The sequence below is a fragment of the Gelidibacter japonicus genome (genome assembly GCF_010725055.1).
In the GTDB taxonomy this organism is placed as follows: Bacteria; Bacteroidota; Bacteroidia; order Flavobacteriales; family Flavobacteriaceae; genus Gelidibacter; species Gelidibacter japonicus.
In genome coordinates this window covers 17,988-43,094 of the sequence record NZ_BJKB01000018.1, presented here as the reverse complement: position 1 = coordinate 43,094, position 25,107 = coordinate 17,988, and the positions used below count along the sequence as shown (strand labels likewise).

Below are 25,107 nucleotides of genomic sequence, written 5' to 3'. Positions count from 1 at the left end.
CATTGTCAACAACAACTGCTTACTGCGACTGTAAACTGTTGACTAATTCCACCTCGGCATTCGGGTTGAAAAGATACAACTTTCCCGATGTAACTTCTACACCCTCATAACGCGTTCGTCTTTTCACTCCTCTTCTAAATATGCGTCCGTTATAAAGTCTAAACTCACTTCCCATTGGCACTTCAAAAATATAGGTTTTATCGTTTGGTGGATCAAATTGTTTTAGGGCCAAGGCCAATTTAACATCGGTGTCGCTGCTAGCCTTCGGGTTTCTAAAGTGTTTCGCCAAAAGTGGCAATAATTCATTAGGAAATATTGTAGGATTGAGAAAAGGCAGCATCAATTGCTGAAAGGTATACTTCCATTCTTTGCCGTGTGGCTTAATAAATCTTCCATAATTTTTATAGGCCTCAAAATGAGCGATCTCATGAATTAAGGTCATCAAAAACCGATAATGGTTCAAATTTGAATTTATGGTGATTTGGTGCCTGTTATTTGGTAATTTCCGATAATCACCATGTCGGGTTTTGCGCTCATTCTTGATTTTGACAACCAAATTATCATGATCTAAAAGTTCGATCACATCGGGAATTGCCTGATAGGGAATGTATTCTTGAAGCGTGTTGTGCATAGACGCAAAAATAAGAGATTTGGTGAGATTGTATAAAGATTTTTGTAAATTTCGGAAACAAAGCTTAGGAATTAGCCGAGGCTACAAGAGCCGGGTTTTTGATTACCATCCATGAGCTAAACAGAAATTTAACACAGAAAATAATTGTCCATATCAAACATTGCAAAACTCAAATCTTTTAAAAAGAAGGTATAACACATGGCATTTATCGATTATTACAAAGTATTGGGCGTAAGTAAATCTGCCACCACTGCAGAAATCAAGAAAGCATACCGTAAACTGGCAAGAAAATACCATCCCGATGTCAATCCAAATGATAAGACTGCGGAACAAAAATTCAAAGAAATCAATGAAGCCAATGAAGTATTGGGCGATCCTGAAAAGCGAAAAAAATACGACAAGTACGGCAAGGATTGGCAGCACGGCGAAGCTTACGAACAAGCACAACGCCAGCAACAATCGCAGCGCCAGTACCAACACCATGCATCAGGTGGCTTTGAAGGTGCCAGTTTTTCCGAAGGAGACTTTTCCGATTTTTTTGAATCCATGTTTGGAGGAGGAGGCGCTACACGAGGTCGTGGCAGGTCGGCTGGCTTCAGAGGTCAGGATTTTAATGCAGAATTGCAATTGGATCTGAGAGATGTTTATGAAACCCACAAAAGAATTCTCAATGTCAATGGAAAAAACATACGTTTAACCATTCCTGCAGGGGTAGAAAATGGTCAAGTCATCAAGATTGCAGGCAAAGGGGGCCCAGGCGTCAATGGCGGTCCAAACGGCGATTTGTTGATCCAATTCAATATTGGCAACAACACAAAATTTAAACGCGATGGATCTGACTTATATTCCACTGAAACCATTGATCTTTATACTGCAATTTTAGGAGGTGAAATTACCGTAGATACGTTTGACGGTAAAGTCAAGTTGAAAATAAAACCAGAAACCCAAAATGGTACTAAAGTCAAGCTAAAAGGAAAAGGCTTCCCTGTTTATAAGAAGGAAGGGCATTTTGGTGACCTGTATATTACCTACAACATTGAGATGCCAACCAAACTTTCTGCTAAAGAGAAAGCACTGTTCAATGAACTTAAAAATTTAAAATCATGAGTACTGAAACCTATATTCCAATAGAAACCCTATGCACCTTTTATAAAGTGGAGACTTCGTTTTTTCATGGCTTGAACGATTATGGATTGATCGAAATAACAACTATTGAAACATCGCCATGCATCCATCAAAAACAGATCAAAAATCTGGAATCCATAGTACGATTGCATCAGGACTTACATATAAATTTTGAAGGCATTGACACGATATTAAATCTTTTGGATAAAATTCACGATCTGCAAAATGAATTGGCCGCAACCAAAAACAGATTGCGAATTTTTGAGGATTAGTATTTTTTTAAAGTTTTTTTTATCAAATATTTCGCCAAAATCCCTGGTGGATATCTTTTTTTTCTATTTGAAACAAAAAACAATCTATTCCCATAAAGTCAAGTAAACCAGGTTGCTCTGGTTTTTTTTATTTAATTCTATTTAGGAATCCGAATTTCAAAATCGAAAACAACACTCTTCACAAATTTCCATCATGATATTTATCATAATTTAAAGTTAATTTATTACTGAACTTTGCACCATAATATTAAAACATACTATTATGGTTACTTTTAAAAACATTAGCAAATCCGTGTTGAGTTTACTATTTATGCTCTTCTTATCAACACCACAAGTTTACTCACAAACTTATAATCTGAGTAATCAAGCCTCAAAACTCACTGTTTCCGGCACCTCTAGCTTACATGATTGGGATATTGATGCCGAGCAGCAAAAGGGTCAAATTATCCTAAATACGGCAAATGACTTGAAGATAGAAAAACTGACTCTTGAGGTTACTGCAGAAAGCCTTAAAAGTGGCAAAGGAGGAATGGACAAAAACACCTATAAAGCATTAAATACGGGAAAACATAAAACCATCAACTTTCAGCTTACTGAGGTCAAAGAAATAAAATCTGTAGGAAATGACAACTATAAAACTGAAATCGTAGGAAATTTAACTATAGCTGGAGTCACCAAAAAGCTCAATATCAATTTGGATATGTCTGTGACGTCGAGCAAGGTGACCTTAAATGGTAAAAAATCATTTAAAATGACCGATTTTGGTATAGATCCTCCTAAAGCTCTTTTGGGTACAATTACCACAGGAGACGAAGTTACAATCAACTTCAACACTGTTCTTAATAAATAAACAAGCTTAAACTTATAATAATGAAAAAATTAATTAGAAATTCAGTAATCGCATTATTACTCCTAGTAGGGGTCAATATGAATGCGCAAAAAAACAACAGAAGTATTGATAATTATAGAGAGCCTGATAAAGGGGGCATAAATGTTTTCGAGGCCCCTAAAGACACTATTTCTACTTTTGAAAATGTTAAAGTAAGAATCGGGGGGTCATCCACCTTACAATTCCAAGCCATTGATCATGAGAATTCCGGAGCGGTAGATTTGATTGAAATAGGTTCAAACTTTAACCTTGCAACCGCTAATCTCGATTTGGATGTCGTATTATATGACGGTATTAGAATGCACTTACGCACCTATTTATCTTCTCGTCACCATCCAGAGCCTTATGTAAAAGGAGGCTACTTCCAAATAGATAAGCTTGAATTTATAAAGCCAGGTTTTATGGAAGACATTATGAAGTACACCACCATTAAAGTTGGACATATGGAAAACAACTATGGAGATGCGCATTTTAGAAGAACCGATAACGCTCAGGCAATCTATAACCCTTTTGTGGGCAACTTGATCATGGATGCATTTACAACAGAAGTGGGAGCTGAACTGTACTATCAAAGAGATGGATTTATTGGAATGGTAGGTTTTACAAATGGAAAATTGAATCAATCAGTTGACAAGCCTGATACCGGCGGTGCTTCATTCTTAGGAAAATTTGGTTATGACAAGCAATTTAATGATGATTTCCGTTTCAGATTAACTGGATCTATTTACAACACTGGTAGAGTTGCCAATTCGTACCTCTACAGTGCAGATAGAGCAGGTTCAAGATATTATTTAGTGCTCGAACCTACAACCGCTACAACTGCAGGTGCTTTTAGATCTGGTCGCTATGACCCAAGATTAAGAAATCAGATTACTGCGATCATGTTCAACCCTTTTGTAAAGTATAAAGGTTTGGAGTTTTTCGGAACGTTTGAATCATCAAAAGGTAAAGGTGCGTCAGAACCAGAAAAAAGAGTTGCCAATCAGTATGCTGGTGAATTGATCTACCGATTTGGAAACACCGAAAACTTTTACATAGGCGGCCGATATAACAAAGTTGATTCTGAGGACATTAGTGGAAGCGATGTAGATATTTCAAGATTCCAATTGGCCGCAGGTTGGTTTATGACCAGAAACATTCTACTTAAAGCTGAGTATGTCAATCAAAAATATGATGGCTTCGATACAGGAAGCATCTTTAATGATGGAAAATTCAATGGACTAATGGCTGAGGCTGTAATTAGTTTCTAACAAACTGATTCTTGATAATAGTAACTAACCTCACTCATTTAGTAGTCCGCTAAATGAATGAGGTTAGTTTTTTTTTAAATATATTGTAGCCGTTTAATCAACAGAACAATGAAAAGATTACTTTTTATTTTACCATGTTTAGTTTTTATTTCCTTTTCCCAATTAGATAGTGCAATTAGCAGTAAAACTGTACGCATTACCCCAAAAAGTGAATTGCAGATCAATGGTACTAGTAATGTTAAGGATTTTACCTGCCAATATGAAATACAAAACCTAAACGAGCCTTTTCGAATTCATTATGAGAAAGCAAATGATATTATCAGATTCGAAAAGTCAGAAATCATTTTAAAAAACAAAGGATTTGATTGTGGAGGTAAAGGAATCAACAATGATTTTCACAGTTTGCTACAATCAAACCTATACCCAAATATTACTCTGAAATTAAAAGAAATCAAATTAAATCCACATAAAAAAAACATAGTCGATGCCTTAATTGATATTGAAATAGCTGGTTTAGTCAATGCTTACCATATGAGAACAGAATTCTATTACAATCAAGGTTGGTCGATTTCGGGAAAACTCAAACTGAACATTAAGGATTTTGACCTTGAAGCGCCAAAAAAAATGTTTGGGCTCGTCGTCGTTTCAGATGACATTGAAATAAATTTCAAATTGGAAATTGAGGAGTGTTAAATTCTCTTTTAATTTATAATAGCTGTGATGTGGACGTAGATATCTGGGTTATCAAACCATTTCTTCCCAATCTACATTTACATATTAAAAACTCCAATCCGTAAAAACCAGATTGGAGTCCTTCTAATAGAACTATTAAGCTTTGATATTAAGCCTTAGGCTCAATATCAGACAATTTCGCCAATGAAAAGGCAGCAATAGCCATGACGATATCTCTTACGGCAACATCCAAATAGGTACCGCTAAATAGTAATGTCAAGTCAATAAGTACCAACCAAACTGAAACAAGATAAGCTCCAAATTTAGTCTTTGTAAATACCAAGATCCCCGCTACGATTTCAATAACACCAATAATCATCATAAAAACTGAAGGTTCAAAAGGAAGCATATCTGCAAGACCATCTGAAAGGTACTGTGTCCAATCGGTCAAAATATTTGTAAACTTATCCAGTCCTGCCACGATTGGCACCAAGCCAAAAGTGTATTTTAAAATGTTTTTTACTAACTGTACATTTGATTCCATGATTTAATGTCTTTTTAATTTGTTATACTATTTTGATAGGGAATCATGAAAAAGGATACAAAATTTTGTAACTTATTATCGTTTTCTCTATCTAAAACAAAAATCATAGAATGATGGAAGCAATAAACATTAACCATTTTAATCGCCATAAAATAACTGAAGCGGATATTATAAGACGTATCCTTTCAGGTGAAAAAGAGCTATATGAGATTTTAGTAAGACGGAACAACCAGAAACTCTATCGCGTTATTAGAAGCTATCTCAATGATGAAGCTGAAATTGAGGACATCATGCAGAACAGTTATATCAAGGGGTTCACCAAGCTTTTTCAATTTAAATTGGAAGCATCATTCTCTACCTGGCTCATTCGGATAGCTATTAATGAAGCCCTGGCGAGATTAAAGGAGAAAGGAAAGCTATATCATATTAGTGAGCGTCCAGAAGAACTGAACAAAAACACCATTTTAGAAATACCAGATAAGAAGCAACTCAATCCTCAAGATAAAATGATACATCACGAAGCAAAACAATTATTAGAAAAGGCCATTGATCAATTGGAACCAAAGTATAAAATAGTTTATATGATGAAGGAAATTGAAGGGATGAGTCTAAAAGAAACGGCCTTGGCATTAGATCTGACACTGTCCAATGTAAAAGTGCGCCTGCACCGTTCAAAGGAAATGCTCAAAGACAGCCTTTTTGAAATCTCACACGATACTCATATTTTTGAATTTGGTTTTAGCAGATGTGATAGGATTACGGAACGGGTCATGGAAAATATATAGAAAATAAAGTCTTTGAAAGACCGAGTTTACTGAAATGTTGACTATCAATCCCATCGTACGTACCCAAAACAATTATAAGAATCATTTATGAGCAACGATTATGACAAAATTTAAAGTTGGAGACCATGTCCAATGGAATTCGGAAGCAGGACATGTTTCTGGAAAAATCATAAAAATCCACCATGCCGATTTTGATTATAAGGGCTACACACATCATGCGAGCAAAGATGAACCGCAATACGAAATCAAAAGTGACAAAACCGATCATATTGCCGCACACAAAGGTTCTGCACTGACAAAAATCAAATGAGCATTAAGGAGTTCTTCTGTTGCGCAAAAATACAGACGAACACATAATTTGTTTCCTTCATAAGGAATTCCTAGCCTATCAACTTCAAGAGTTGCGACATGTCATTAAAGGTTAATGTGGCATTTCCTTCAAGTTCGTTATGGTAATCATGAGCGGTATACCCATAGACGTCAAAACCGCCGTTTAAAGCAGCATTTACACCACTCATGCTATCTTCAATGACCAAACATTCTTTTGGATCGAATCCCATAGTATCGGCTGCCCAAAGAAAAACGGCCGGATCTGGCTTCCATTTTCTAATTGTAAAACAACTGAAAATATTTTCTTCAAAATGGGGCAAAAGCCCTGTCAGTTCCAAATTGAGCCGGATCTTATTTTCAGGACCACTGGACGCCACGCAAAATGGAATTTCCAGGCTCTTTACAACCTCAGTAACACCTTCTACAGGCTGAATGTTTTTTTTGAATGATGCAAAACTTCGTTCCCTGAAATTCGGCATGAAGTCATCGGGCAATCTTTGAGTTGCCAACTCAGCAACCTGCGCATAGCACTCCTGCATGGATGTACCTTTAAAATTTTTTAAAGCATATTCCAAATCGATATTGGCGCCATATTCATTGGCCATATCCACTAAAACTTGGCCAGCGATAGGTTCACTATCAACAAGAACCCCATCACAATCAAAAATAATGCACTTATATTTAGACATAATCAAGGTGTTGAATTTGAAACTTGAAGCAATTTCCCGTTATAAAACTTTTGTCCTTTTAACGAAAAATCAACAATATAGTCGGCTATTTCTTCTGGTGTAACGGGTGCTTTATAACCAGGGAAAGCTTCCTCCAACATTTCAGTTTGGACAGCTCCCAATGCCAATACGTTAAATGAAATACCTGAGTCCTTATACTCTTCTGCAAGCAATTCTGTTAAGGTAATTACCGCAGCTTTACTAGAACTATATGCTGCCAGTCCTGGAAATTTCATACTTCCTTGAACGCCCCCCATGGAGCTCATGGTAATCACATGGCTGTTTTTGGCCATAAACGGAATTAAGGTTCTCGTCAATTCTGCCATTCCAAAAACATTGGTCCGATAGACTTCTTCAAAATCGCTCACCGTGGTTTTTGCAAAAGGCTTGTTAAGCACTTGTCCTGCGTTGTTGATCAATACATCCACATGTCCCCAATTTTCTGAAATAAAATCTTGCACTTTTTTATAGGCTTCAGGGTCGCCCAAATCAAAACAAAATGCTTTTACATTTTTCAATTTCAGGGCTTTTATGGGACCATCGTTTCTGGACAATGCCAAAACCTGATGTCCTTGCTTGGCGAACAATTTCACCAACTCATAGCCAATTCCTCTACTGGTACCTGTTATAACGATATTCTTACTCATTCATTTCTATTTCTTGTGTTGTTGTATTGCTCATGGTTTCATAGGCGGGAATTAATTTATTCACCAAATCAGCCATAAATTCATAATCCATTAATTCGGCTTCATCCCCAACTTTATGATAATGGTCAAAATTAGTAAAATCAAATGTGGAAATGGCATGGCTAGGCCTGTTGAAAACTTTAAAAAATGGATAATTATCCGATCGGTAGAATAGTTGAAATTCTTTAGCCTTAGGCAATTGATCCAAAAGCTTGAAGTCCACATAGTCGTTCATTTTAGTTGCCATATTAGACAGATCAAATCCCGTAAAATAGGCCTTATAATCTTTATCGACCATGGGCACGCCCATCATTTCAAAATTGGTCATGGTGTAGAGATTCATGTTCTGCTCCTTTAAACGTTCTGCTAAATGTTTTGACCCCAACAAGCCCATTTCCTCACCAGAGTAAAGGGTGAATAAAATACTGCGCTTATTATTCTTCTTAGCAGCAAAATAACGTGCCATGGCCAAAACAGCGGCGACTCCTGAGGCGTCATCATTGGCCCCATTCGCAATAGAATCGCCGTCTACGGCTTTTATCACACCAATATGATCATAGTGGGCCCCCAAAATGATAAACTCCTGCTTCAATTCCGGATCATGGCCCTCTAAATAACCTACAACATTGGAGGCATCTACGCCCTTTGCCTTATAATGATCCCGATAAGTTTCAAAATACGGCGGTACATTATAAGATTTGAATTTTTCTTCAATATAAACCGCAGCTTTTTCAATACCCTCTGAACCTGTAGCACGACCTTTAAGCTCATCTGAAGCCAAATAAAATACCGTTTCTTTAAGCTCAGCACTTGTTACGAAATTTAACGTTTCCTCTACCAACTTTATTTCGGCTGCTGCAAGGTCTTTGTTACTATTTTGGGTAGATTCCTGCGATTGATTCTTACAGGAAACGATAACTAAGAGGATACCAATTAAAAAAATGTTTTTCATGCCTAATGCTGATTGATTTTAAATATTCTACTAAAATAGCAAGATAATTCAATACTTTCATATCACCTCATATGACGCCAGTCAAATTGGTGAATTTCAATTTTGGAATTTTACTATTGTATAAAAATGTGATTATTCCGATAAATATCGGGAAGGATTATCCCAATGGCTATCGAGACAACCAATTTATTCCAATGTGCCTTCGGGTTTTGAAATATGGGTTTAGATCCCGCACGAAAGCAGGATGAGTTCAATCAACATATTCCAATGCGCCTTCGGCTATTGAAATATGGGTTTAGATCCCGCACGAAAGCGGGATGAGTTCAACCAACATATTCCAATGCGCCTTCGGCTATTGAAATATGGGTTTCACTAAAAAAAACTGCTTCTTTTAACGGAAGCAGGTTTTTTATATATGTAATGATTCTTGGATATGCTTATCAACTGAACTTGTCTTTAGCTTAATAAAATGCTCAACTCAACATGTCCATTTAATTCACAATTAAACCAACATCGAAATTGGATTTTCAACAAATCCTTTTAGTGTTTGAAGAAATTCGGCTCCGGTAGCCCCATCAACCGTTCTATGATCACATGCCAAAGAAAGTTTCATGGTATGGCCTACAACAATCTTTCCATCTTTAACCACTGGTTTTTCAACAATGGCGCCCACCGATAAGATCGCTGAATTAGGTTGATTGATGATTGAAGTAAAACTTTCAATACCAAACATCCCTAAATTGGAAATGGTAAAGGTACTACCTTCCATTTCTTGGGGAGTCAATTTTTTGGTTCTGGAACGTCCTGCATAGTCTTTGACCTTCGCACCAATTTCTGACAAACTTAGCCCATCAGCAAATCGGACTACAGGCACGACCAATCCATCTTCAACGGCGACTGCTACGCCAATATGCACGTGATTATTTAATCGGATCTTATCGTCAAACCATTGTGAATTGACTTGTGGGAATTCTTTTAATGCCAAAGCACAGGCCTTAACTATCATATCATTGAATGAAATTCTTGTATCTGGAATGGCATTGACCTGCTCTCTAAACGCAATGGCTTTTTCCATGTCAAACTCCACGTTAAGATAATAATGAGGCGCTGTAAACTTAGATTCTGCCAAACGTTTCGCAATCACTTTACGCATTTGCGAGTTTGGTTTTTCGTCAAAATCTTCCACTCCTGATGCCGCGACTTGTCCAACTGTCGCTGGCGCAGCACTTACCTCAGGTGTATAGTTTTCTATATCGCGTTTGATAATACGTCCGTTTTCTCCAGAGCCTTTTACTTGAGACAAGTTGATGCCTTTTTCTTCAGCCATTTTTCTGGCCAAAGGCGATACGAATACACGACTACCATCTGAAGTTGCAGAACTTGAAGAACTTGAAACTTCTTTTTTTTCTTCCTTTACAGCTGGTTTAGAGCTTTCTTTTTTATCGGAGTCAGCGCTTTTCTTTTTAGGTGCAGCCTCTTTTTTCTCTGAGCCAGATTGAAAGTTTTTGGCTATGGCAGCAGCATCCGTCCCTTCAGGGCCAATAATGGCCAATAAAGAATCGACTTTTGCAGTATCGCCTTCTTCCAAACCAATATAGAGCAAGGTCCCCGATTGGAAAGATTCAAACTCCATTGTCGCCTTGTCGGTCTCGATTTCCGCAAGTATATCTCCTTCTTCAACCTTGTCTCCTATTTTTTTAAGCCATGTTGCCACTGTACCTTCCTCCATAGTATCGCTCAGTCGTGGCATTGTAACAACGGTCACGCCGTCTGGAAGCTCATCAGAAGTACTTTTTTCGTCAGAAGCTTCTTCTTTTTTATCATCGTCAGAAGATGTATCCTCTGGAGTCTCTTTTTTCTTATCGGAAGCACCACCGTCAATTAAATCTGAAATATCTTCACCTTCTTCTCCAATAATGGCCAACAGTTCGTCAACTTTAGTAGTCTCTCCTTCTTGAATACCAATATAAAGTAATGTGCCTTCATGAAAAGATTCAAACTCCATTGTAGCCTTATCTGTTTCAATTTCAGCCAAAATATCACCTTCTTCAATCTTATCGCCTACTTTTTTTAACCACGTTGCCACAGTTCCTTCTTCCATGGTGTCACTCAGACGCGGCATATTTATTACTTCTGCCATAACTTATATTTTGTGTTGTATAAATGGATAATCTTCTTGCTCATACACGGCATCATACATGACGCTTGTATCTGGATATGGAGATTCGTCAGCAAATTTTTCACATTCTTCTACTCGCTTCTTAACTCTCTTATCAATTTTCTTAAGGTCTTCCTCAGTGGCGTATTTCTTCTCAAGAATAATATCTTTCACTTGGGTGATTGGATCTATTTTTTGATATTCCTTCACCTCATCCTTTGTTCTATAATGCTGAGCGTCACTCATTGAGTGTCCTCTGTATCGGTACGTTTTTAATTCCAAAAATGTAGGTCCATCACCTCGTCGTGCCCGTTTGATAGCTTCATCAAAAGCTTCTGCTACTTTTACCGGGTTCATTCCGTCCACAGGTCCGCAAGGCATTTCATAGCCTAAGCCCAGTTTCCAAATATCAGTGTGGTTAGCAGTTCGAGCTACTGATGTTCCCATGGCATAGCCGTTATTTTCACAAACAAATACCACAGGCAATTTCCATAACATCGCGAGGTTGAAAGATTCATGCAAAGAACCTTGACGCGCTGCACCATCACCAAAACAACATAAAGTCACTGCGTCACTACCATGATACTTATCACCAAAAGCGATACCGGCACCTAAAGGAATTTGACCCCCAACAATACCGTGTCCACCATAGAAGCGATGTTCTTTTGAGAAAATATGCATGGATCCTCCAAGACCTTGAGAAGTTCCTGTGGCCTTACCATATAATTCCGCCATCACGCGTTTTGGATCTTCACCCATGCCAATAGGCTGCACGTGATTACGATAAGCAGTAATCATTTTATCCTTCGTCAAATCCATAGCGTGCAGTGCTCCAGCTAAAATAGCTTCCTGCCCGTTATATAAATGAAGAAAACCTCTTACTTTCTGTTGAATATAAACTGCAGCAAGTTTGTCTTCAAACTTTCTCCAGAACAACATGTCTTCATACCATTTGAGGTAAACCTCCTTTGTTATCTTTTGCATCCGAAATAATTTCTAAAAAATTAAATACATAAATAGTTCGAGTTTAGTGCGCTGAAGCTCCCAATCATGTCAAGAACAATTCAACTTTCAATTTTCTGTTCGTTGTTTTTAAACTCACGAAAAGTTGAACTTCACTAAACGGATAACAAAAGTAACACATTAACCATTAATGAAAAAACTGAAAATCGTAAAACTTCTACGAAATCGTTATAGAACGTTCTTATCAAACACCAACGGGAGAAGATTTGCCAAGGAATGGGACCGGACCACTTTTCCTTTTTCACCCATGTAATAAATTTCAATTGACGCATCCTGCTTTATTTCATACTCTGCAATAGATTGTCGGCATGCTCCACAAGGCGGAATTGGGGAATCGGTTATTTTTAATTTTGACCCAGCAATAATGGCCATTCTTTTAATTTTAACATCAGGAAATTGTGCACCTGCGTAGAAAATGGCGGTTCTTTCGGCACAAAGGCCTGACGGATACGATGCGTTTTCTTGATTGCTCCCGGTTATAATTTCATTATTCTCAAGAAGTATGGCTGTGCCTACGCTAAAGTTTGAATAGGGTGAATACGATTTAGCTCTTGCCTCTGACGCTTTCTTCATTAAAGAGATGACATCTTTGGGAAGTTCATCCAATGAGTCATAGACATTAAGCACGGTTTCGATTTTAATTTCCTTCATGGGTCTATTTATCTATTTTTAAAAATACGATACTTTTTTAGACAAAAAAACTATTGCTTTATAATAGCAATAGTTTTTTTTGTTTTCTATTTAAATGTCGTCTTAGTATTCTCTATAGGTCTCATCCCCAAAATTGAAGGTCAAAGAAAAACGCAAGGTGTTTTCCAAGGGACTTTGAACTTTTGAAGCGGAGAACAAATAAGACATGTCAATATTGATGGTGGTGTATTTAAAGCCCGCACCTAATGCAAAAAACTTACGTGCCCCTTTGTCATCACTTTCATTAAAATACCCTGCCCTGAACGCAAAAGAATCTTGATATTGATATTCTGCACCTAAGGCCCAAGTAAACTCCTTCAATTCTTCACTGAAACCTCCCGGTGCATCACTAAAGGATTGGAACATCCCTTTAAGGAAGTTCACATCTTGCGATTTGCCTTCAACAATAATAGTGGGTTCATTCCCATCCTGTCTTCCATTGCCATTTTCATCAACATAGCCCAAAATAGGAGGTGTCGGCACCAACAATTTAGTCACCTCACCTGTCAGGGCCAAGGTGTTGTACTCATCAAAAATAAAATCGAATCCTCCACCAAGTCTTAAGGTAGTAGGTAAAAAGTTTTCTCTGCCAGCATCGTCATACTTGATCTTTGGTCCAATATTTTGAATGGCAAAACCCAAACGGGTTCTTCCGTTAAAACTATCATAGGCTTCCTCCTCACTTTGATAAAACCCAGAAATATCGGCCGCAACTGAACTCGCTGCCTGTGCTGAATTATCCAAAGCTTGGATTTTTAAATCAGAACGTAAATATCGCAAACCAACAGCCATAGAAAACTGAGTACCCAATCGAAGGGCGTAGGATCCGTCAATAGTAAGTTCATTCGGTTTTGCAAGGAGTGCTTCGGAAAATTCATCCTGTACCAACTCAATTTCGCCCAAGCTAAAATATTTAAAACTCACAGCAAAGGCACTTCCTTCATTGATTCTATTGAAATAAGTAACATTTCCTAAAAAAATATCATTGACCAATTTACTTAAATAAGGCGTATAACTAACAGCAATTCCCGATTTGGTCTCAGAAAAAGCATATTTAGATTGGTTCCATTGTTGGGAAAAGGCATCTACTGAAGTGGCAACACCTATATCTCCCATACCAGCAGCACGTGCATCTGCTGCAATGAGTAAAAATGGAACTCCAGTAGTAATTACCGAAGATTGATTATCAAATATAACAGTTTCCTGAGCAGAAGAAAGATGGTAAATAGTTAATGTAATTAATGCTAGTGCGTATTTTCTCATAAGGTTGTTGGTATTATACACGGCACTTTGAGGGCCATGTATTTAGCAAATATAAATTAATAAAATTATAATATTACAAGTTTCTGGATCTTCTCAACTTGCTTATTTAGCTGATTTGATCTTACTTTTAGTTTATAGACATACACACCTTTCCCGATTTTATCTCCAAAGTCGTCCCGACCATCCCAAACAATGTCTCTTGACAGTGACGAAGCGCCTTCATTGCAGCATCCGCCAGCATTGGTTTGACTATTTATGGTTTTGACAAGCTTACCTGAAATAGTGAATATCTGTATAGAAACGTCTAAAGGTTGCGAACTATTGTGATTGAACCAAAATTCTGTGTAATTTATGAATGGATTAGGGTAATTTAGAACGTTTTCAATCTTTAACTCTTGATCTTTATCATGTACCACAAATTGAATTTCGGCGATACCTGAGTTGTTGTAAACATCCCATGCTTTAAGGGTTAAGGTATGTAATCCGGGTTCTAAATCACGAAAGGGATAAGTGACTACGCCTTTAGTATAGTCATCAACCTGTGCTCTATAGTAATCGTTTAGCACAAACGGATTGGTTTCATCACCATCAATAATGGCTACAATATCATGACCTATACCACTTGCAGTGTTGATGCCATTGCTGTCCTCCAGTTTTGCCAAAAGTGTGGGCGCTTCATTGGTAATACCTCCAGAAACAAAATTCTCGTCATTCATATAGAGCTTTATAACTGGTCCAGTTGTATCTGTTTCTGCATTTTCATTGATCCCTCCCACCAATATATCAAAACTCGCTCCCGCTTGATCCTGCAATGGCACTTCAGATTTTGCATAAAAACTAACTTTACCTTTTCCAACAGGAATTCCAATATCTCTTGGAACCACAAACTCAAAATCAAAATGACCATCGTTGACCGTAGCTTGACCTATAAATATCTTCTCACCTAGGGTGGTGAAGTCCATTGTAACCAATTGTCCATTTTGATAGACATTGTTATTGCCCAATGTTTGTCGCTGAATGTCCTTATCAAAAATAGTTGCAGTGAGCACACCATTGTAGCTGGTCATTAAATTTCCGGCGGGATCCAAAACCTCCCCAGACATTTTAATTTTACTAAGTGCTTTCAGGGTATCATTGGCTTGGCCCAAAGGGATATCGTTTATTTTTGTCAATTGAATATTCGGTTTCGCAATGGCAAGTTTCATTGCCGGATCACCAATAAAAAAGACCAGGCGTCTTTGTTGGATTCCAGAAATGGAAGGATCTATTTTTGTAAGTCGCAAAGCCTCAGCCATTGTTGGATACTCATCCGAACCAAATCCAAAAAGATATTTTTCCAGCTTTATATTAAAGGAAACTCCAACACTGACAAAAATTTGACGCGTGGTCGTAATTAGCGCAATGGCACCCCCTTGAGTGTTCCAATAGGTATATTCTCCCGCGGTTGGACGAAACGGGTTGTCAAAACGCGTGTACTCGCAGGTCACCGTTACAAAACAGTTAAATTTGCAAGTATTTCTTATTTCTTGTGAATCGTTCTTATCAAAAATACGTTCAGATGCCAATCCATCTTCACCGCCATGTCCAAAATAGTTGACCACCAAAGCGCCCACTTCAATAGCATCCTTAATTGCTTTGTTAACCGCCGGATAACGCTCGCCACTTGCTGAAGCCTGTTGTTGGAAGGCGTCGGAATGGATCTTGACCACGTTTAAAAATGGTTTTTCGGCAGTAATGGTTCTTCCAATCTCATCCGTTGTCTCCTGTAGAACACTTTCCCAAGCGATATCTACATCATCCGACATGACCATCACGTTATTTCGCCAACTTCCATAAGATTCATCCTGATAATACAATTCAATCTTATCCACCATTTCCTTGGCGCGTTGTGGTGTCTCTGCCAAAATTCTTCCGACAGCAATATCCAATTTGTTTGAGGCGCCCATATCACCTTCATTAATATCCATCATCCCGAAAAAATCATCAGAAATGAAGGCATTGGTCAGACTAAAACTATCCAATGAATGCCAGGACGGAACAATATTGGTATTATTCGGGATCCTGTCTTTATAATCAAAAGAAGCATCGCCAAAAAGACACAAGTATTTCAGGCGTCTATCTGGCGAACTTGCATTGTGGTACACATAACGCACTAAGTTCCTTATGGCAGAGACATCTTGGTTTCCTGAACTGAACTCGGTATAGATTTCATTTAGTGTGACGACCTTTACATTGAGATCGTTTTGCGTTCTATTTATTTGAGCCAGTCGCTCTGCCTGGGAAACCAAATTGTTTGGAGCAACGATGATATAATCAATATCTTTAAATTGCCCTTGCTCATTTTCAAATATGGTCCCTTTAATATTTTGATTACTGACTTTTGTTTTACTTTCCCGTAAAGGCTCATAGTAATCTGAAGGCGTTACTGCCAAGTATGTTTTAGAAATTCCGGAAATTGATTTAAAATTAAAAACTGAGTTTCCTTCAGTATTGACGACCGTAGTGACATCATATTTATTAGTAATATCCCAAATTTCTGAAACCGAAGCTGCATTGGACAAGCTATACTCTACAATGCCTGGTGTATTGGCCACCTGATTGTTTTTAAACATAAATTGATTGCCTTCAAAAACCAACCCACGCGTGGCTTCAATAGATATATAATCCAAATACCCATGAGAAGTAGGATTTCCTGAATTGTTGTAATTGAGTTTGACCACCACATTGGGAGAGCTCAGTAAGACATTATTATTGAAGAACTTTCCGTCGGCCAGTACCGGAGAACCAATTGGAGAAAACGCAAAATTGGCTACTACATTTGAATTGACCTTAACCTCCATACTTGTGTTTACTTGAGATGTCGATGCGGCATAAACTTTAACACGTGCAGGCTCGGTCGTAACAAGATTAGGAAACTCAAACTCAAACTGCCTCTCGTTTTCAATATCAAACCTCTCGCCAAACCAACGTCTTCCAACACGCACAATATTAATTTCATCAACTTCATGAAACTGATAGTCCTGAAATGTACTCACCAAATAAGTCGAAGCACCCGCTGGCTGAGGCATATTTTGGATCCGCTTGCCTGCGCCGCCACTCACGTTGACGAAATAATAACTCTTATCCGTAAATATATTATTATTGGTATTACTTTCTGCATTATAACCAGTGGGACCTTCGGCATAAAACAAAATATAATCATCACTGTCAAATTCACCATCTTCTTCACCAATAAACTTTATGGCGTTTTCCGTAAGGTCAATGGGATATGGTTCTGAATTGGATAGCGGCAGCATGCCACCTCCATTTCCATAAATTTTAATCGTACGTGGATCTACCGAACTTGTATTCACCCCAAGCGAATTCAAAAAGCCTATGGTCAATTTAAAAACCCCAGACTTATCCACATAAAATCGATACCATTCTCCTGAATTTAATACAGAATTGCTAATACTTTGAGTTTGAAAAGGGCTAGCGGCCGAAGATCGGCTCGCCGTAATATTATAGGAGATAGCAAAAGAGGTAATCTTTTTGTACACGCCATTATCTTTAATGATAGGCGTTAATTCGAGGTAAGCATGCGTTTTCTCTCTTGCCGTTGTATTTTCAAAATGTAATTTTGGAGTTGTAGGAATCGATTCGAGTGGAATTGAACGCAATTCATCTGCAGAAATAATAGCATAAGTTACATTGGTCAGCGTCACTGAGTTCTTATTGATCTTTCCTTCTGATGGCCACTCAGCAAAGAACTTGAGCCCCTTGTCAGTGTCAAAACTAAAATGATCCTTATCAAAATAAGGCACTGTTATGGCCGAAGATTCTGTTTCAAGTAGAATGCTGCCATTCCACAGGATGTCAAAGCGCTTTTCTTGGGAAAAACCTAAAGATGATATTAAAACAAAAAGTAATAGTAACTTTATTCTCATTAGTCTATATAATTCTTTTTCAAAAAACAACCGCAATCTAATACTAATCTCACCAACTGAAACAGCTAATTATATAGAAAGAATAACGTTTGCCCCGATTTGTTAGTATAAAGTCCTTAATTTTTATCCAAAATTACAACAATAATTACTTTTTTTCATCGTTATTGAAATACTAAAAACATCGATAAAATCGCCAAAAATCCGACGTCGTGTTCAAAAAAAGGGATGAAATGCAACTTTTTTTCAATCTATTTGATAAAAACGCTTGTTACTTTCTCTTTAATTACTATATTGCGTCACTAAATTTAATCAGCTTACTTAAAATGTATGGATATGAAAAACATCATTAATATAAAGATTGCATTTGCCCTAATGCTCTCTTTAGCAATGGTTGGATGTAAAAGATCTTCGTCGTCAAACGAGTCTAGAGCTACTGGATGGAAAATAAATGACAAGAACGGAGGTTTTCAATACAACACCAATTTTAAAGAACAAGAAACTTCCCCAGGTTTAGTTTTCGTTGAAGGTGGAACCTTTACCATGGGTAAAGTGCAGGACGATCCTATGCACGATTGGAACAACACACCCAATCAACAACACGTTCAATCCTTTTATATGGATGAAACTGAGGTGACCAACAAAATGTACTTAGAATATCTGGATTGGCTCAAGCGTGTTTATCCACCAGAAGATCCTAATTTCAAATTGATTTATCAAAGTGCACTACCGGATACTTTGGTCTGGAGAAACCGTCTTGGTTATAGTGAAATGATGACCGAGAACTATTTACGTCACCCAGGTTATGGAGAATATCCTGTGGTTGGTGTCAGCTGGATTCAAGCTGTCGATTTTGCAAGCTGGAGAACCGATAGAGTCAATGAATTATATTTGGAACGAGCTGGATTCTTAAAAAGAGATGCCCGTGTAACCGATGTGAATGCTGATGCTAATTTCAACACAGATACCTATATCAATTCTCCAAGTTCGACCTATGGTGGCAACGAAGAAATTCTTGAAGGTGGAAAAAGAAGACAGCAAACTGATGCCGATGGCAACCCAATAAATGTGTACGCCAAGAGAGAATCAGGAATTATATCTCCAGAATACCGTTTACCTTCTGAAGTTGAATGGGAATATGCAGCTCTTGGTTTGAATGAACTAAGAAACTACAATGCTATTCGTGGTAGAAAAAAATATCCTTGGAGTGGCCAATACACCCGTTCTGGAAAAAGAAAGACCAGAGGTGATCAATTAGCCAACTTTAAGCAAGGTAAAGGTGATTATGGTGGAATTGCAGGATGGTCTGATGACGGTGCTGATATTACCAACAAAGTAAAATCATACTTGCCTAACGATTTCGGAATTTATGATATGGCCGGTAACGTTGCTGAATGGGTAGCTGATGTTTACAGACCTATTGTAGATGATGAGTTTAATGATTTCAATTACTACCGAGGTAATGTGTACACCAAAAATGCAATCAATGAAGATGGCACGGTAAAAGTGGTTACCACTGAAGATATTGTTTATGACACCTTAAGTAATGGGCAAGTTGTTCCTAGAAACTTACCTGGAACCATATTACAGGTACCTATCAACGGTGAAGATGCTTATTTAAGAACAAACTTTGACGCCAGTGATAACAGAAACTTCAGAGATGGCGACAGAAGATCATCACGTCACTATACAGATAACTTTAGTGATGATGGCGAAGTGTCTGACACGAGACAAATGTACAATTCTCCAAAACATGAAGTGACTGTTGATTCAACAGGTGCCATTGTAAAAATGATTGACAAATCAAATAACAGAACTTCATTGATCAATGATAATGTAAGAGTTTACAAAGGTGGTTCTTGGAAAGACAGAGCATATTGGATAGATCCAGCGCAGCGTCGTTATTTCCCACAAGACATGGCCACTGACTATATTGGATTTAGATGTGCAATGTCAAGAGTAGGTTCTAAATCAAAACAGAACAATAAAACAAGACATTAGTAATTTATCACAGTAAAATCATAAAAGTCCTAACCTTGAGTTGGGACTTTTTTATTACATTTATTTCATGATTATAGAACAACTCTACCAACATTTCAAAAAATGTTCAACGGTAAGCACCGATACTCGAAAGATAGAAAAAGACAGTCTCTTTTTTGCCTTAAAAGGAGACAACTTTAATGGCAACGCATTTGCCAGCCAAGCGTTGGAATCTGGGGCCAAGTATTGTGTTGTTGACGAAAAACCATACGCTTTAGACCAACGCTATATCCTTGTAGATAACGTTTTGGAAACCTTGCAAAATCTGGCCACATTCCATAGAGTTCAATTAGGAGTTCCCATTATCGCACTTACCGGAAGTAATGGAAAAACCACAACCAAAGAATTGATCAATGCCGTATTATCAAAGACATATAAAACTACGGCCACAATTGGCAACTTAAACAATCATATTGGCGTCCCTTTGACCCTGTTGCGGATGAATGAGACCACAGAAATTGGCATTGTGGAAATGGGAGCCAATCATCCCAAAGAAATTGGTTTATTATGTAAAATTGCTCAACCAGATTACGGACTGATTACCAATTTCGGCAAGGCCCATCTTGAAGGTTTTGGCAGTATAGAAGGCGTGATCAAAGCAAAATCTGAATTGTACGATTATTTAAAGGCAAATCAGAAAACAATTTTTGTCAATGAAAATGATCCACTCCAAATCAAACAGACTTTACATTATGATAAGGTCTACAAATTCGGACTGAGCACCTCTACGGACACCATGCTGGAGCTTATCAACACACAACCTTATGTCATCCTCAGTTATAATGGATCTGTGATTAAAAGTCAACTTACAGGCACCTATAATTTTAATAATATTGCTGTAGCCGTTGCCGTTGGATCATATTTTAATGTTGCGCCAGATCAGATCAAAAATGCCATTGAAAATTACACCCCAACCAATAACCGCTCTCAAATACTCAAAAAAGACAGTAATACCATAATAATGGATGCTTATAATGCCAATCCAACAAGTATGATGGCGGCTTTGGAGAATTTTAAACAGCTACAACAAAAGGGGAAAATGATTTTTTTAGGTGATATGTTCGAATTGGGACCAACTGCCGACACCGAACATCAAGCCATTGTGGATTATCTTGAACAGAACGATCTTGGCAACACCTTTTTGATTGGTAAGAATTTCTATAAGACGAACGTCAAGCATACAAGCATTCTGAAATTTGATGGTTTTGAAGCTTTAAAATCACATCTTCAAAACCATCAAATTAAAGATGCATTTTTATTGATCAAAGGCTCTCGAGGCATGGCTTTAGAGCGGATTTTAGACATTTTATGAATTGATTCATCTTTCTACTGTCACTGTTAACTACTGCTTACTGAAACTCGGAAAATTGTTTTTTACAACGTATCAAATCATTATGATTTCGATTTATTGATAATCGCTTTAAGTCGCTCCTTTCGAAGCGTTTTTTCTTCTTTCTGCTTATTTATTTTTCTATTGAGAAGTTTGGGGTGTGTTGGATTACATTATATGATTTTTGACAACTTTTGCCATTCTTGGTATTTCCCACTAGCAATTTATTCTTAATCCCAACATCCTAAACTTTCTATTTCTTCCAACAATACCTGTTTTAATTTTTTTTAAAACTGATAGGAGTCTCCCTAAGGTCTCAAGGAACATTTAAGGTCTTCGTACTTTGCAATCCTTAAAGTCTTTGACTTGGGATTCTCCCGAACGGGATTAACTGCGTTGATCCAGATAAAGTCCACAACTCCAAATACAATCCCGTGCGCTTGGCAGCGCACTGTGGATTTTTGTTTCCTGCAAACCCTCAAGTCTTTGACCTGGGGTTTATAAAATAGGATGAACTGCGTTGATCCAGAACAAAATCACTTCTGCAAATACAATCCCGTGCGCTTGGCAGCGCACTGTGGATTTTTGTTTCCTGCAAACCCTCAAGTCTTTGACTTGGGATTCTCCCGAACGGGATGAACTGCGTTGATCCAGAACAAAATCACTTCTGCAAATACAATCCCCTGCGCTTGGCAGCGCACTGTGGATTTTTGTTTCCTGCAAACCCTCAAGTCTTTGACCTGGGGTTTATAAAATAGGATTAACTGCGTTGATCCAGAACAAAATCACTTCTGCAAATACAATCCCGTGCGCTTGGCAGCGCACTGTGGATTTTTGTTTCCTGCAAACCCTCAAGTCTTTGACTTGGGGGTTTTCGGAAACAAAAATCCCGATGCTCTCGCATCGGGATTGTGCTTGATGTGGTCCATACTGGATTCGAACCAGTGACTTCCACGTTGTCGACGTGACACTCTGAACCAGCTGAGTTAATGGACCTGCTGTTTATAAAAAAAGTCCATACCAGGTATGAACTTTAGTGGGCGATGAGGGGTTCGAACCCCCGACCCCCTCGGTGTAAACGAGGTGCTCTGAACCAGCTGAGCTAATCGCCCTGTTACGGGATTGCAAATATAGATTAGTTTTTGATATCGCAAAAGCTTTTTTTGAAAAATATTTAAATTATTTCAGCCACCACAAAAGTACTACCACCAACATAAATAACATCTGATGTTGTAGCTTGTTGTTTAGCAACACTTAATGCCTCTTGGACACTACTATAGGCTTTCCCTTGAAATCCATTCGTGATAAAAACACCTCTTAGGTCTTCAGCATCTAAACCACGAGGAATATTGGGTTTACAAAAATAATATCTGGCATTCTTGGGCAACAAAGGTAATATTGACGATAGGTCTTTATCATTTACAACACCAAAAACCATGTGCAGCACTTTATATGGTTCCTTTAATAACTGCGCCATAGCATACTGTAGACCTTCTTTGTTGTGCGCAGTGTCACAAATAATCTTCGGATGCTCTTGCAAGATTTGCCAACGCCCATTTAAACCTGTATTTATAACTACTTTCATAAAACCATTTGTGATGGCTTCTCCTGCAATGTTATACCCTTCGTCGCGTAAGACAGATATGGCACAAAGAACTGTCGTTTTGTTGTTTTTCTGATAATCGCCTTTGAGATCACTTTCATAGCTTGTTATTGCCTCCTGCTGATCTGCAAAATGAACATCCGCTTGACGTTCCTCGGCAAGTGCCTTAAATACATTTATGGTTTCAGGCTGGGTTTCTCCTATCACCACAGGAACATTTGGTTTAATAATTCCGCCTTTTTCAAAAGCAATGGCCTCTAAGGTATTTCCTAAAAACTGAGTGTGGTCCAAGCCAATATTGGTAATTATGGATAACTCTGGGGTAATGATATTGGTTGAATCCAAACGCCCGCCCATACCTACTTCAATAACAGCAATATCTACTTTTTCTACGGAGAAATACTCAAATGCCATTCCCACGGTCATTTCAAAGAATGACAACGAGTGGGTTTCAAAAAACGATCGATGCTTTTCAATAAATTCAACAACAAAAGTTTCTCCTATTTCTTTTCCATTGATTTTGATGCGTTCTCGAAAATCCTTTAGATGTGGAGACGTATAAAGCCCCACCTTGTATCCAGCTTCCTGTAAAATAGAAGCCAACATATGGCTCGTTGATCCTTTGCCATTCGTTCCGGCAACGTGGATGCTTTTAAAATTATGTTCTGGGTGTTGGAGATGTTCTGCGAATTGCAGAGTATTGTCCAAGTTGGCCTTATATGCAGTCTTACCTTGGTTTTGATACATTGGTAACTGCTGAAACATCCAGTTGACAGTATCTTGATAGGTCATTTATTGAGTAACGCTAAAATCAATTTTAACAAAGCCTACTTGAGTTGGGGGCGCTTTTGGATCGGCTGGCCATTTATAGGTGAGAGCCGTCTTTCTTGCGGCTTCATATAGACAAATATTCCCTGTAGTTCCCTTTTTCCCAGGAATGGCGTTAACAACACGTCCGTCTCTGTTGACATGGATTTCAACCACTACCCTGCCTTCTTCATTACAGTCAGGAAGGACTTTACTATTGATAGGTCTCCCTCTTCCTCTCAAACCATAACCACTTCCGCTACCTCCACTACCCGTACCAGGTTCTCCAAAATAACTTGGCGCATACGGATCACCATCCAACTGTCCTTTATCTCCCGGTTTGCCGTCGTCACCTTCTCCTCCAGTAGTTGTACCCTCTGATTTTCTAACGCCTCCAATTAAAGCATCCAACTTCGCCTTTTTATCGGCTTCTTCTTGACGCTTTTTTGCCTCCGCTGCCTCCTTGGCTTTTTGCGCACGCTCCACCTCTGCCTTGGCTTTGGCTTCGGCCTTTGCCTTAGCTTCGGCAGCCTCCCTTTGCTTTTTCATGGCAATGGCTTCAGAATTGTCTTCGGTCAATACCTTTTCAGCAGGTAATTCTGATTTTGCAGGTTCTGTTTTTTCTTCTTCAACTTCGGTTTCCTTAACAACAGGCTCAGTCACTACCTCTTTCGGTTCAGACTTTACAGGTTTTAGAGGTTGTACATCACCACTTCCTACATCTGAATCGCCAAAATTAACAGCAACTCCATATTCCAAAGGAGGATCCATATAAGGAGGACCAACTACAAATAACAATAACAGCAGAATAACCACAATAAGTGTGGTGATTTTTGCTGAATCGCGTTCATGTTTGGTTTTTAGATATTTCATTTCCTTTTATAAAATGTTATAGTTGAAATCTTCCAGGTTCAATGGACTCTAATTAGGCTTAACAGCCAAAATTACCTTAAATTTATTTCTATTGGCAATGTCCATCACTTTGACAACATTATCAACAGGCACTGACTTTTCAGCTCTTAAAACAATGGTCGGCTGATCTTGATCAGTGAGTACATTCTTTAATTCAAGCTCCAAAACACTCTCACCAACCAGCTTCTCATCAATATAATAATTTAAATCCTTTGTAATACTTACCGCCACAGATTTCTTATTCTCAGTTTTCCCATCTGCCTTTGGTAAAAGAATATCAATAGCATTAGTGGTTACCAAAGTTGATGCCAACATAAAAAATATCAATAACAAAAAGACAATATCAGTCATCGATGACATATTGAACTCTGGTGTTACTTTATTTCTTCCTCTTATATTCATAATTACGTATTACTCTACATTATCATTATTGTAATGGTTTCCCAAGTGATGTCAAATGGCAGGTTCCAAGAAGTTCAAGCTCACAACTGAAT

At 38.1% G+C, this 25,107-nt stretch carries 22 protein-coding genes and 2 tRNA genes; 9 read left to right on the top strand and 15 right to left on the bottom strand.

All coding sequences use genetic code 11. The features are described from left to right. Positions 1–19: 19 nt before the first annotated feature. Positions 20–631, bottom strand: a complete 612-nt coding sequence (locus tag G6N06_RS16165) for a SprT-like domain-containing protein (protein WP_163517821.1) — start codon at positions 629–631, stop codon at positions 20–22. A gap of 198 nt (positions 632–829) precedes the next feature. On the opposite strand from G6N06_RS16165, the gene G6N06_RS16160 reads away from it, so the two are divergent. From G6N06_RS16160 to G6N06_RS16140, 5 genes are all read left to right on the top strand, one after another. Further along, positions 830–1,738 carry a DnaJ C-terminal domain-containing protein gene (locus G6N06_RS16160; RefSeq protein WP_163517820.1) on the top strand — a complete coding sequence of 303 codons (909 nt, stop codon included), beginning with the start codon at positions 830–832 and terminating at the stop codon, positions 1,736–1,738. Further along, entirely contained in the window at positions 1,735–2,028 is a 294-nt protein-coding gene (locus G6N06_RS16155) for a chaperone modulator CbpM (protein ID WP_163517819.1), read from the top strand. Before G6N06_RS16160 ends, G6N06_RS16155 begins: the two co-directional genes overlap by 4 nt. A 262-nt stretch (positions 2,029–2,290) precedes the next feature. Then, on the top strand, positions 2,291–2,878 hold the full coding sequence (locus G6N06_RS16150; RefSeq protein ID WP_163517818.1) for a YceI family protein: 588 nt from the start codon (positions 2,291–2,293) through the stop codon (positions 2,876–2,878). 20 nt (positions 2,879–2,898) lie between these two features. Continuing rightward, on the top strand, positions 2,899–4,167 hold the full coding sequence (locus G6N06_RS16145; protein WP_163517817.1) for a hypothetical protein: 1,269 nt from the start codon (positions 2,899–2,901) through the stop codon (positions 4,165–4,167). A 108-nt stretch (positions 4,168–4,275) separates the two neighbouring features. Further along, positions 4,276–4,860: a YceI family protein gene (locus G6N06_RS16140; RefSeq protein WP_163517816.1), complete on the top strand. Its 585-nt coding sequence runs from the start codon at positions 4,276–4,278 to the stop codon at positions 4,858–4,860. A 148-nt stretch (positions 4,861–5,008) separates the two neighbouring features. Here the strand turns inward: G6N06_RS16140 and G6N06_RS16135 are convergent, their stop codons facing one another. Next, positions 5,009–5,383 (bottom strand): DoxX family membrane protein, encoded by a 375-nt coding sequence (locus G6N06_RS16135; RefSeq protein WP_163517815.1) that lies wholly within the window; start codon positions 5,381–5,383, stop codon positions 5,009–5,011. A 110-nt stretch (positions 5,384–5,493) separates the two neighbouring features. Between G6N06_RS16135 and G6N06_RS16130 the strand changes: the two genes are divergently transcribed. Further along, positions 5,494–6,168, top strand: a complete 675-nt coding sequence (locus G6N06_RS16130; RefSeq protein WP_240338090.1) for an RNA polymerase sigma factor — start codon at positions 5,494–5,496, stop codon at positions 6,166–6,168. A 100-nt stretch (positions 6,169–6,268) separates the two neighbouring features. Further along, on the top strand, positions 6,269–6,478 hold the full coding sequence (locus G6N06_RS16125; protein ID WP_163517814.1) for a hypervirulence associated TUDOR domain-containing protein: 210 nt from the start codon (positions 6,269–6,271) through the stop codon (positions 6,476–6,478). Between the two features lie 70 nt (positions 6,479–6,548). On the opposite strand, the gene G6N06_RS16120 is transcribed toward G6N06_RS16125, so the two are convergent. From G6N06_RS16120 to porU, 8 genes are all read right to left on the bottom strand, one after another. Next, complete coding sequence (locus G6N06_RS16120; RefSeq protein ID WP_163517813.1) at positions 6,549–7,187, bottom strand: HAD family hydrolase; 639 nt, start codon at positions 7,185–7,187, stop codon at positions 6,549–6,551. A gap of 2 nt (positions 7,188–7,189) precedes the next feature. Further along, on the bottom strand, positions 7,190–7,873 hold the full coding sequence (locus G6N06_RS16115) for an SDR family NAD(P)-dependent oxidoreductase (protein WP_163517812.1): 684 nt from the start codon (positions 7,871–7,873) through the stop codon (positions 7,190–7,192). Then, complete coding sequence (locus G6N06_RS16110) at positions 7,866–8,864, bottom strand: M28 family metallopeptidase (RefSeq protein ID WP_163517811.1); 999 nt, start codon at positions 8,862–8,864, stop codon at positions 7,866–7,868. Before G6N06_RS16110 ends, G6N06_RS16115 begins: the two co-directional genes overlap by 8 nt. Before the next feature lie 502 nt (positions 8,865–9,366). Continuing rightward, complete coding sequence (locus tag G6N06_RS16105) at positions 9,367–11,004, bottom strand: pyruvate dehydrogenase complex dihydrolipoamide acetyltransferase (RefSeq protein ID WP_163517810.1); 1,638 nt, start codon at positions 11,002–11,004, stop codon at positions 9,367–9,369. 3 nt (positions 11,005–11,007) lie between these two features. After that, on the bottom strand, positions 11,008–12,006 hold the full coding sequence (gene pdhA, locus G6N06_RS16100; RefSeq protein WP_163517809.1) for a pyruvate dehydrogenase (acetyl-transferring) E1 component subunit alpha: 999 nt from the start codon (positions 12,004–12,006) through the stop codon (positions 11,008–11,010). Positions 12,007–12,213: 207 nt separating this feature from the next. After that, the gene (gene cdd / locus G6N06_RS16095) at positions 12,214–12,696 is read right to left on the bottom strand and encodes a cytidine deaminase (protein ID WP_163517808.1); all 483 of its coding nucleotides are present in this window, start codon (positions 12,694–12,696) and stop codon (positions 12,214–12,216) included. Positions 12,697–12,798: 102 nt separating this feature from the next. Continuing rightward, positions 12,799–13,998 (bottom strand): type IX secretion system outer membrane channel protein PorV, encoded by a 1,200-nt coding sequence (gene porV, locus G6N06_RS16090; RefSeq protein ID WP_163517807.1) that lies wholly within the window; start codon positions 13,996–13,998, stop codon positions 12,799–12,801. A gap of 65 nt (positions 13,999–14,063) precedes the next feature. Then, a complete protein-coding gene (porU, locus tag G6N06_RS16085) occupies positions 14,064–17,924 on the bottom strand; it encodes a type IX secretion system sortase PorU (RefSeq protein WP_163517806.1) in 3,861 nt (1,286 codons plus the stop codon). A gap of 327 nt (positions 17,925–18,251) precedes the next feature. Between porU and gldJ the strand changes: the two genes are divergently transcribed. After that, positions 18,252–19,922, top strand: a complete 1,671-nt coding sequence (gene gldJ / locus G6N06_RS16080) for a gliding motility lipoprotein GldJ (protein WP_163517805.1) — start codon at positions 18,252–18,254, stop codon at positions 19,920–19,922. Positions 19,923–19,989: 67 nt separating this feature from the next. Then, complete coding sequence (locus G6N06_RS16075; RefSeq protein WP_163517804.1) at positions 19,990–21,273, top strand: UDP-N-acetylmuramoyl-tripeptide--D-alanyl-D-alanine ligase; 1,284 nt, start codon at positions 19,990–19,992, stop codon at positions 21,271–21,273. A gap of 939 nt (positions 21,274–22,212) precedes the next feature. Here G6N06_RS16075 and G6N06_RS16070 read toward each other — a convergent pair. From G6N06_RS16070 to G6N06_RS16050, 5 genes are all read right to left on the bottom strand, one after another. Continuing rightward, positions 22,213–22,287, bottom strand: a tRNA-Val gene (locus tag G6N06_RS16070). Between the two features lie 41 nt (positions 22,288–22,328). Continuing rightward, positions 22,329–22,403 (bottom strand) — tRNA-Val (locus G6N06_RS16065). A 62-nt stretch (positions 22,404–22,465) separates the two neighbouring features. Then, positions 22,466–23,686 (bottom strand): bifunctional folylpolyglutamate synthase/dihydrofolate synthase, encoded by a 1,221-nt coding sequence (locus G6N06_RS16060; protein ID WP_163517803.1) that lies wholly within the window; start codon positions 23,684–23,686, stop codon positions 22,466–22,468. Next, entirely contained in the window at positions 23,687–24,574 is an 888-nt protein-coding gene (locus tag G6N06_RS16055; protein ID WP_163517802.1) for an energy transducer TonB, read from the bottom strand. It abuts the gene before it with no gap. 48 nt (positions 24,575–24,622) lie between these two features. Then, entirely contained in the window at positions 24,623–25,015 is a 393-nt protein-coding gene (locus G6N06_RS16050; RefSeq protein ID WP_163517801.1) for an ExbD/TolR family protein, read from the bottom strand. Positions 25,016–25,107: the final 92 nt, after the last annotated feature.

Bases quoted from the DNA above. Each gene is read 5' to 3' on its own strand.
- pdhA (WP_163517809.1), bottom strand. From the start codon at position 12,006: ATGCAAAAGATAACAAAGGAGGTTTACCTCAAATGGTATGAAGACATG.
- G6N06_RS16060 (WP_163517803.1), bottom strand. From the start codon at position 23,686: ATGACCTATCAAGATACTGTCAACTGGATGTTTCAGCAGTTACCAATG.
- G6N06_RS16145 (WP_163517817.1), top strand. From the start codon at position 2,899: ATGAAAAAATTAATTAGAAATTCAGTAATCGCATTATTACTCCTAGTA.
- porV (WP_163517807.1), bottom strand. From the start codon at position 13,998: ATGAGAAAATACGCACTAGCATTAATTACATTAACTATTTACCATCTT.
- G6N06_RS16120 (WP_163517813.1), bottom strand. From the start codon at position 7,187: ATGTCTAAATATAAGTGCATTATTTTTGATTGTGATGGGGTTCTTGTT.
- gldJ (WP_163517805.1), top strand. From the start codon at position 18,252: ATGGATATGAAAAACATCATTAATATAAAGATTGCATTTGCCCTAATG.
- G6N06_RS16160 (WP_163517820.1), top strand. From the start codon at position 830: ATGGCATTTATCGATTATTACAAAGTATTGGGCGTAAGTAAATCTGCC.
- G6N06_RS16050 (WP_163517801.1), bottom strand. From the start codon at position 25,015: ATGAATATAAGAGGAAGAAATAAAGTAACACCAGAGTTCAATATGTCA.
- porU (WP_163517806.1), bottom strand. From the start codon at position 17,924: ATGAGAATAAAGTTACTATTACTTTTTGTTTTAATATCATCTTTAGGT.
- G6N06_RS16130 (WP_240338090.1), top strand. From the start codon at position 5,494: ATGATGGAAGCAATAAACATTAACCATTTTAATCGCCATAAAATAACT.
- G6N06_RS16115 (WP_163517812.1), bottom strand. From the start codon at position 7,873: ATGAGTAAGAATATCGTTATAACAGGTACCAGTAGAGGAATTGGCTAT.
- G6N06_RS16155 (WP_163517819.1), top strand. From the start codon at position 1,735: ATGAGTACTGAAACCTATATTCCAATAGAAACCCTATGCACCTTTTAT.
- G6N06_RS16165 (WP_163517821.1), bottom strand. From the start codon at position 631: ATGCACAACACGCTTCAAGAATACATTCCCTATCAGGCAATTCCCGAT.
- G6N06_RS16125 (WP_163517814.1), top strand. From the start codon at position 6,269: ATGACAAAATTTAAAGTTGGAGACCATGTCCAATGGAATTCGGAAGCA.
- cdd (WP_163517808.1), bottom strand. From the start codon at position 12,696: ATGAAGGAAATTAAAATCGAAACCGTGCTTAATGTCTATGACTCATTG.
- G6N06_RS16075 (WP_163517804.1), top strand. From the start codon at position 19,990: ATGATTATAGAACAACTCTACCAACATTTCAAAAAATGTTCAACGGTA.
- G6N06_RS16105 (WP_163517810.1), bottom strand. From the start codon at position 11,004: ATGGCAGAAGTAATAAATATGCCGCGTCTGAGTGACACCATGGAAGAA.
- G6N06_RS16140 (WP_163517816.1), top strand. From the start codon at position 4,276: ATGAAAAGATTACTTTTTATTTTACCATGTTTAGTTTTTATTTCCTTT.
- G6N06_RS16110 (WP_163517811.1), bottom strand. From the start codon at position 8,864: ATGAAAAACATTTTTTTAATTGGTATCCTCTTAGTTATCGTTTCCTGT.
- G6N06_RS16055 (WP_163517802.1), bottom strand. From the start codon at position 24,574: ATGAAATATCTAAAAACCAAACATGAACGCGATTCAGCAAAAATCACC.
- G6N06_RS16150 (WP_163517818.1), top strand. From the start codon at position 2,291: ATGGTTACTTTTAAAAACATTAGCAAATCCGTGTTGAGTTTACTATTT.
- G6N06_RS16135 (WP_163517815.1), bottom strand. From the start codon at position 5,383: ATGGAATCAAATGTACAGTTAGTAAAAAACATTTTAAAATACACTTTT.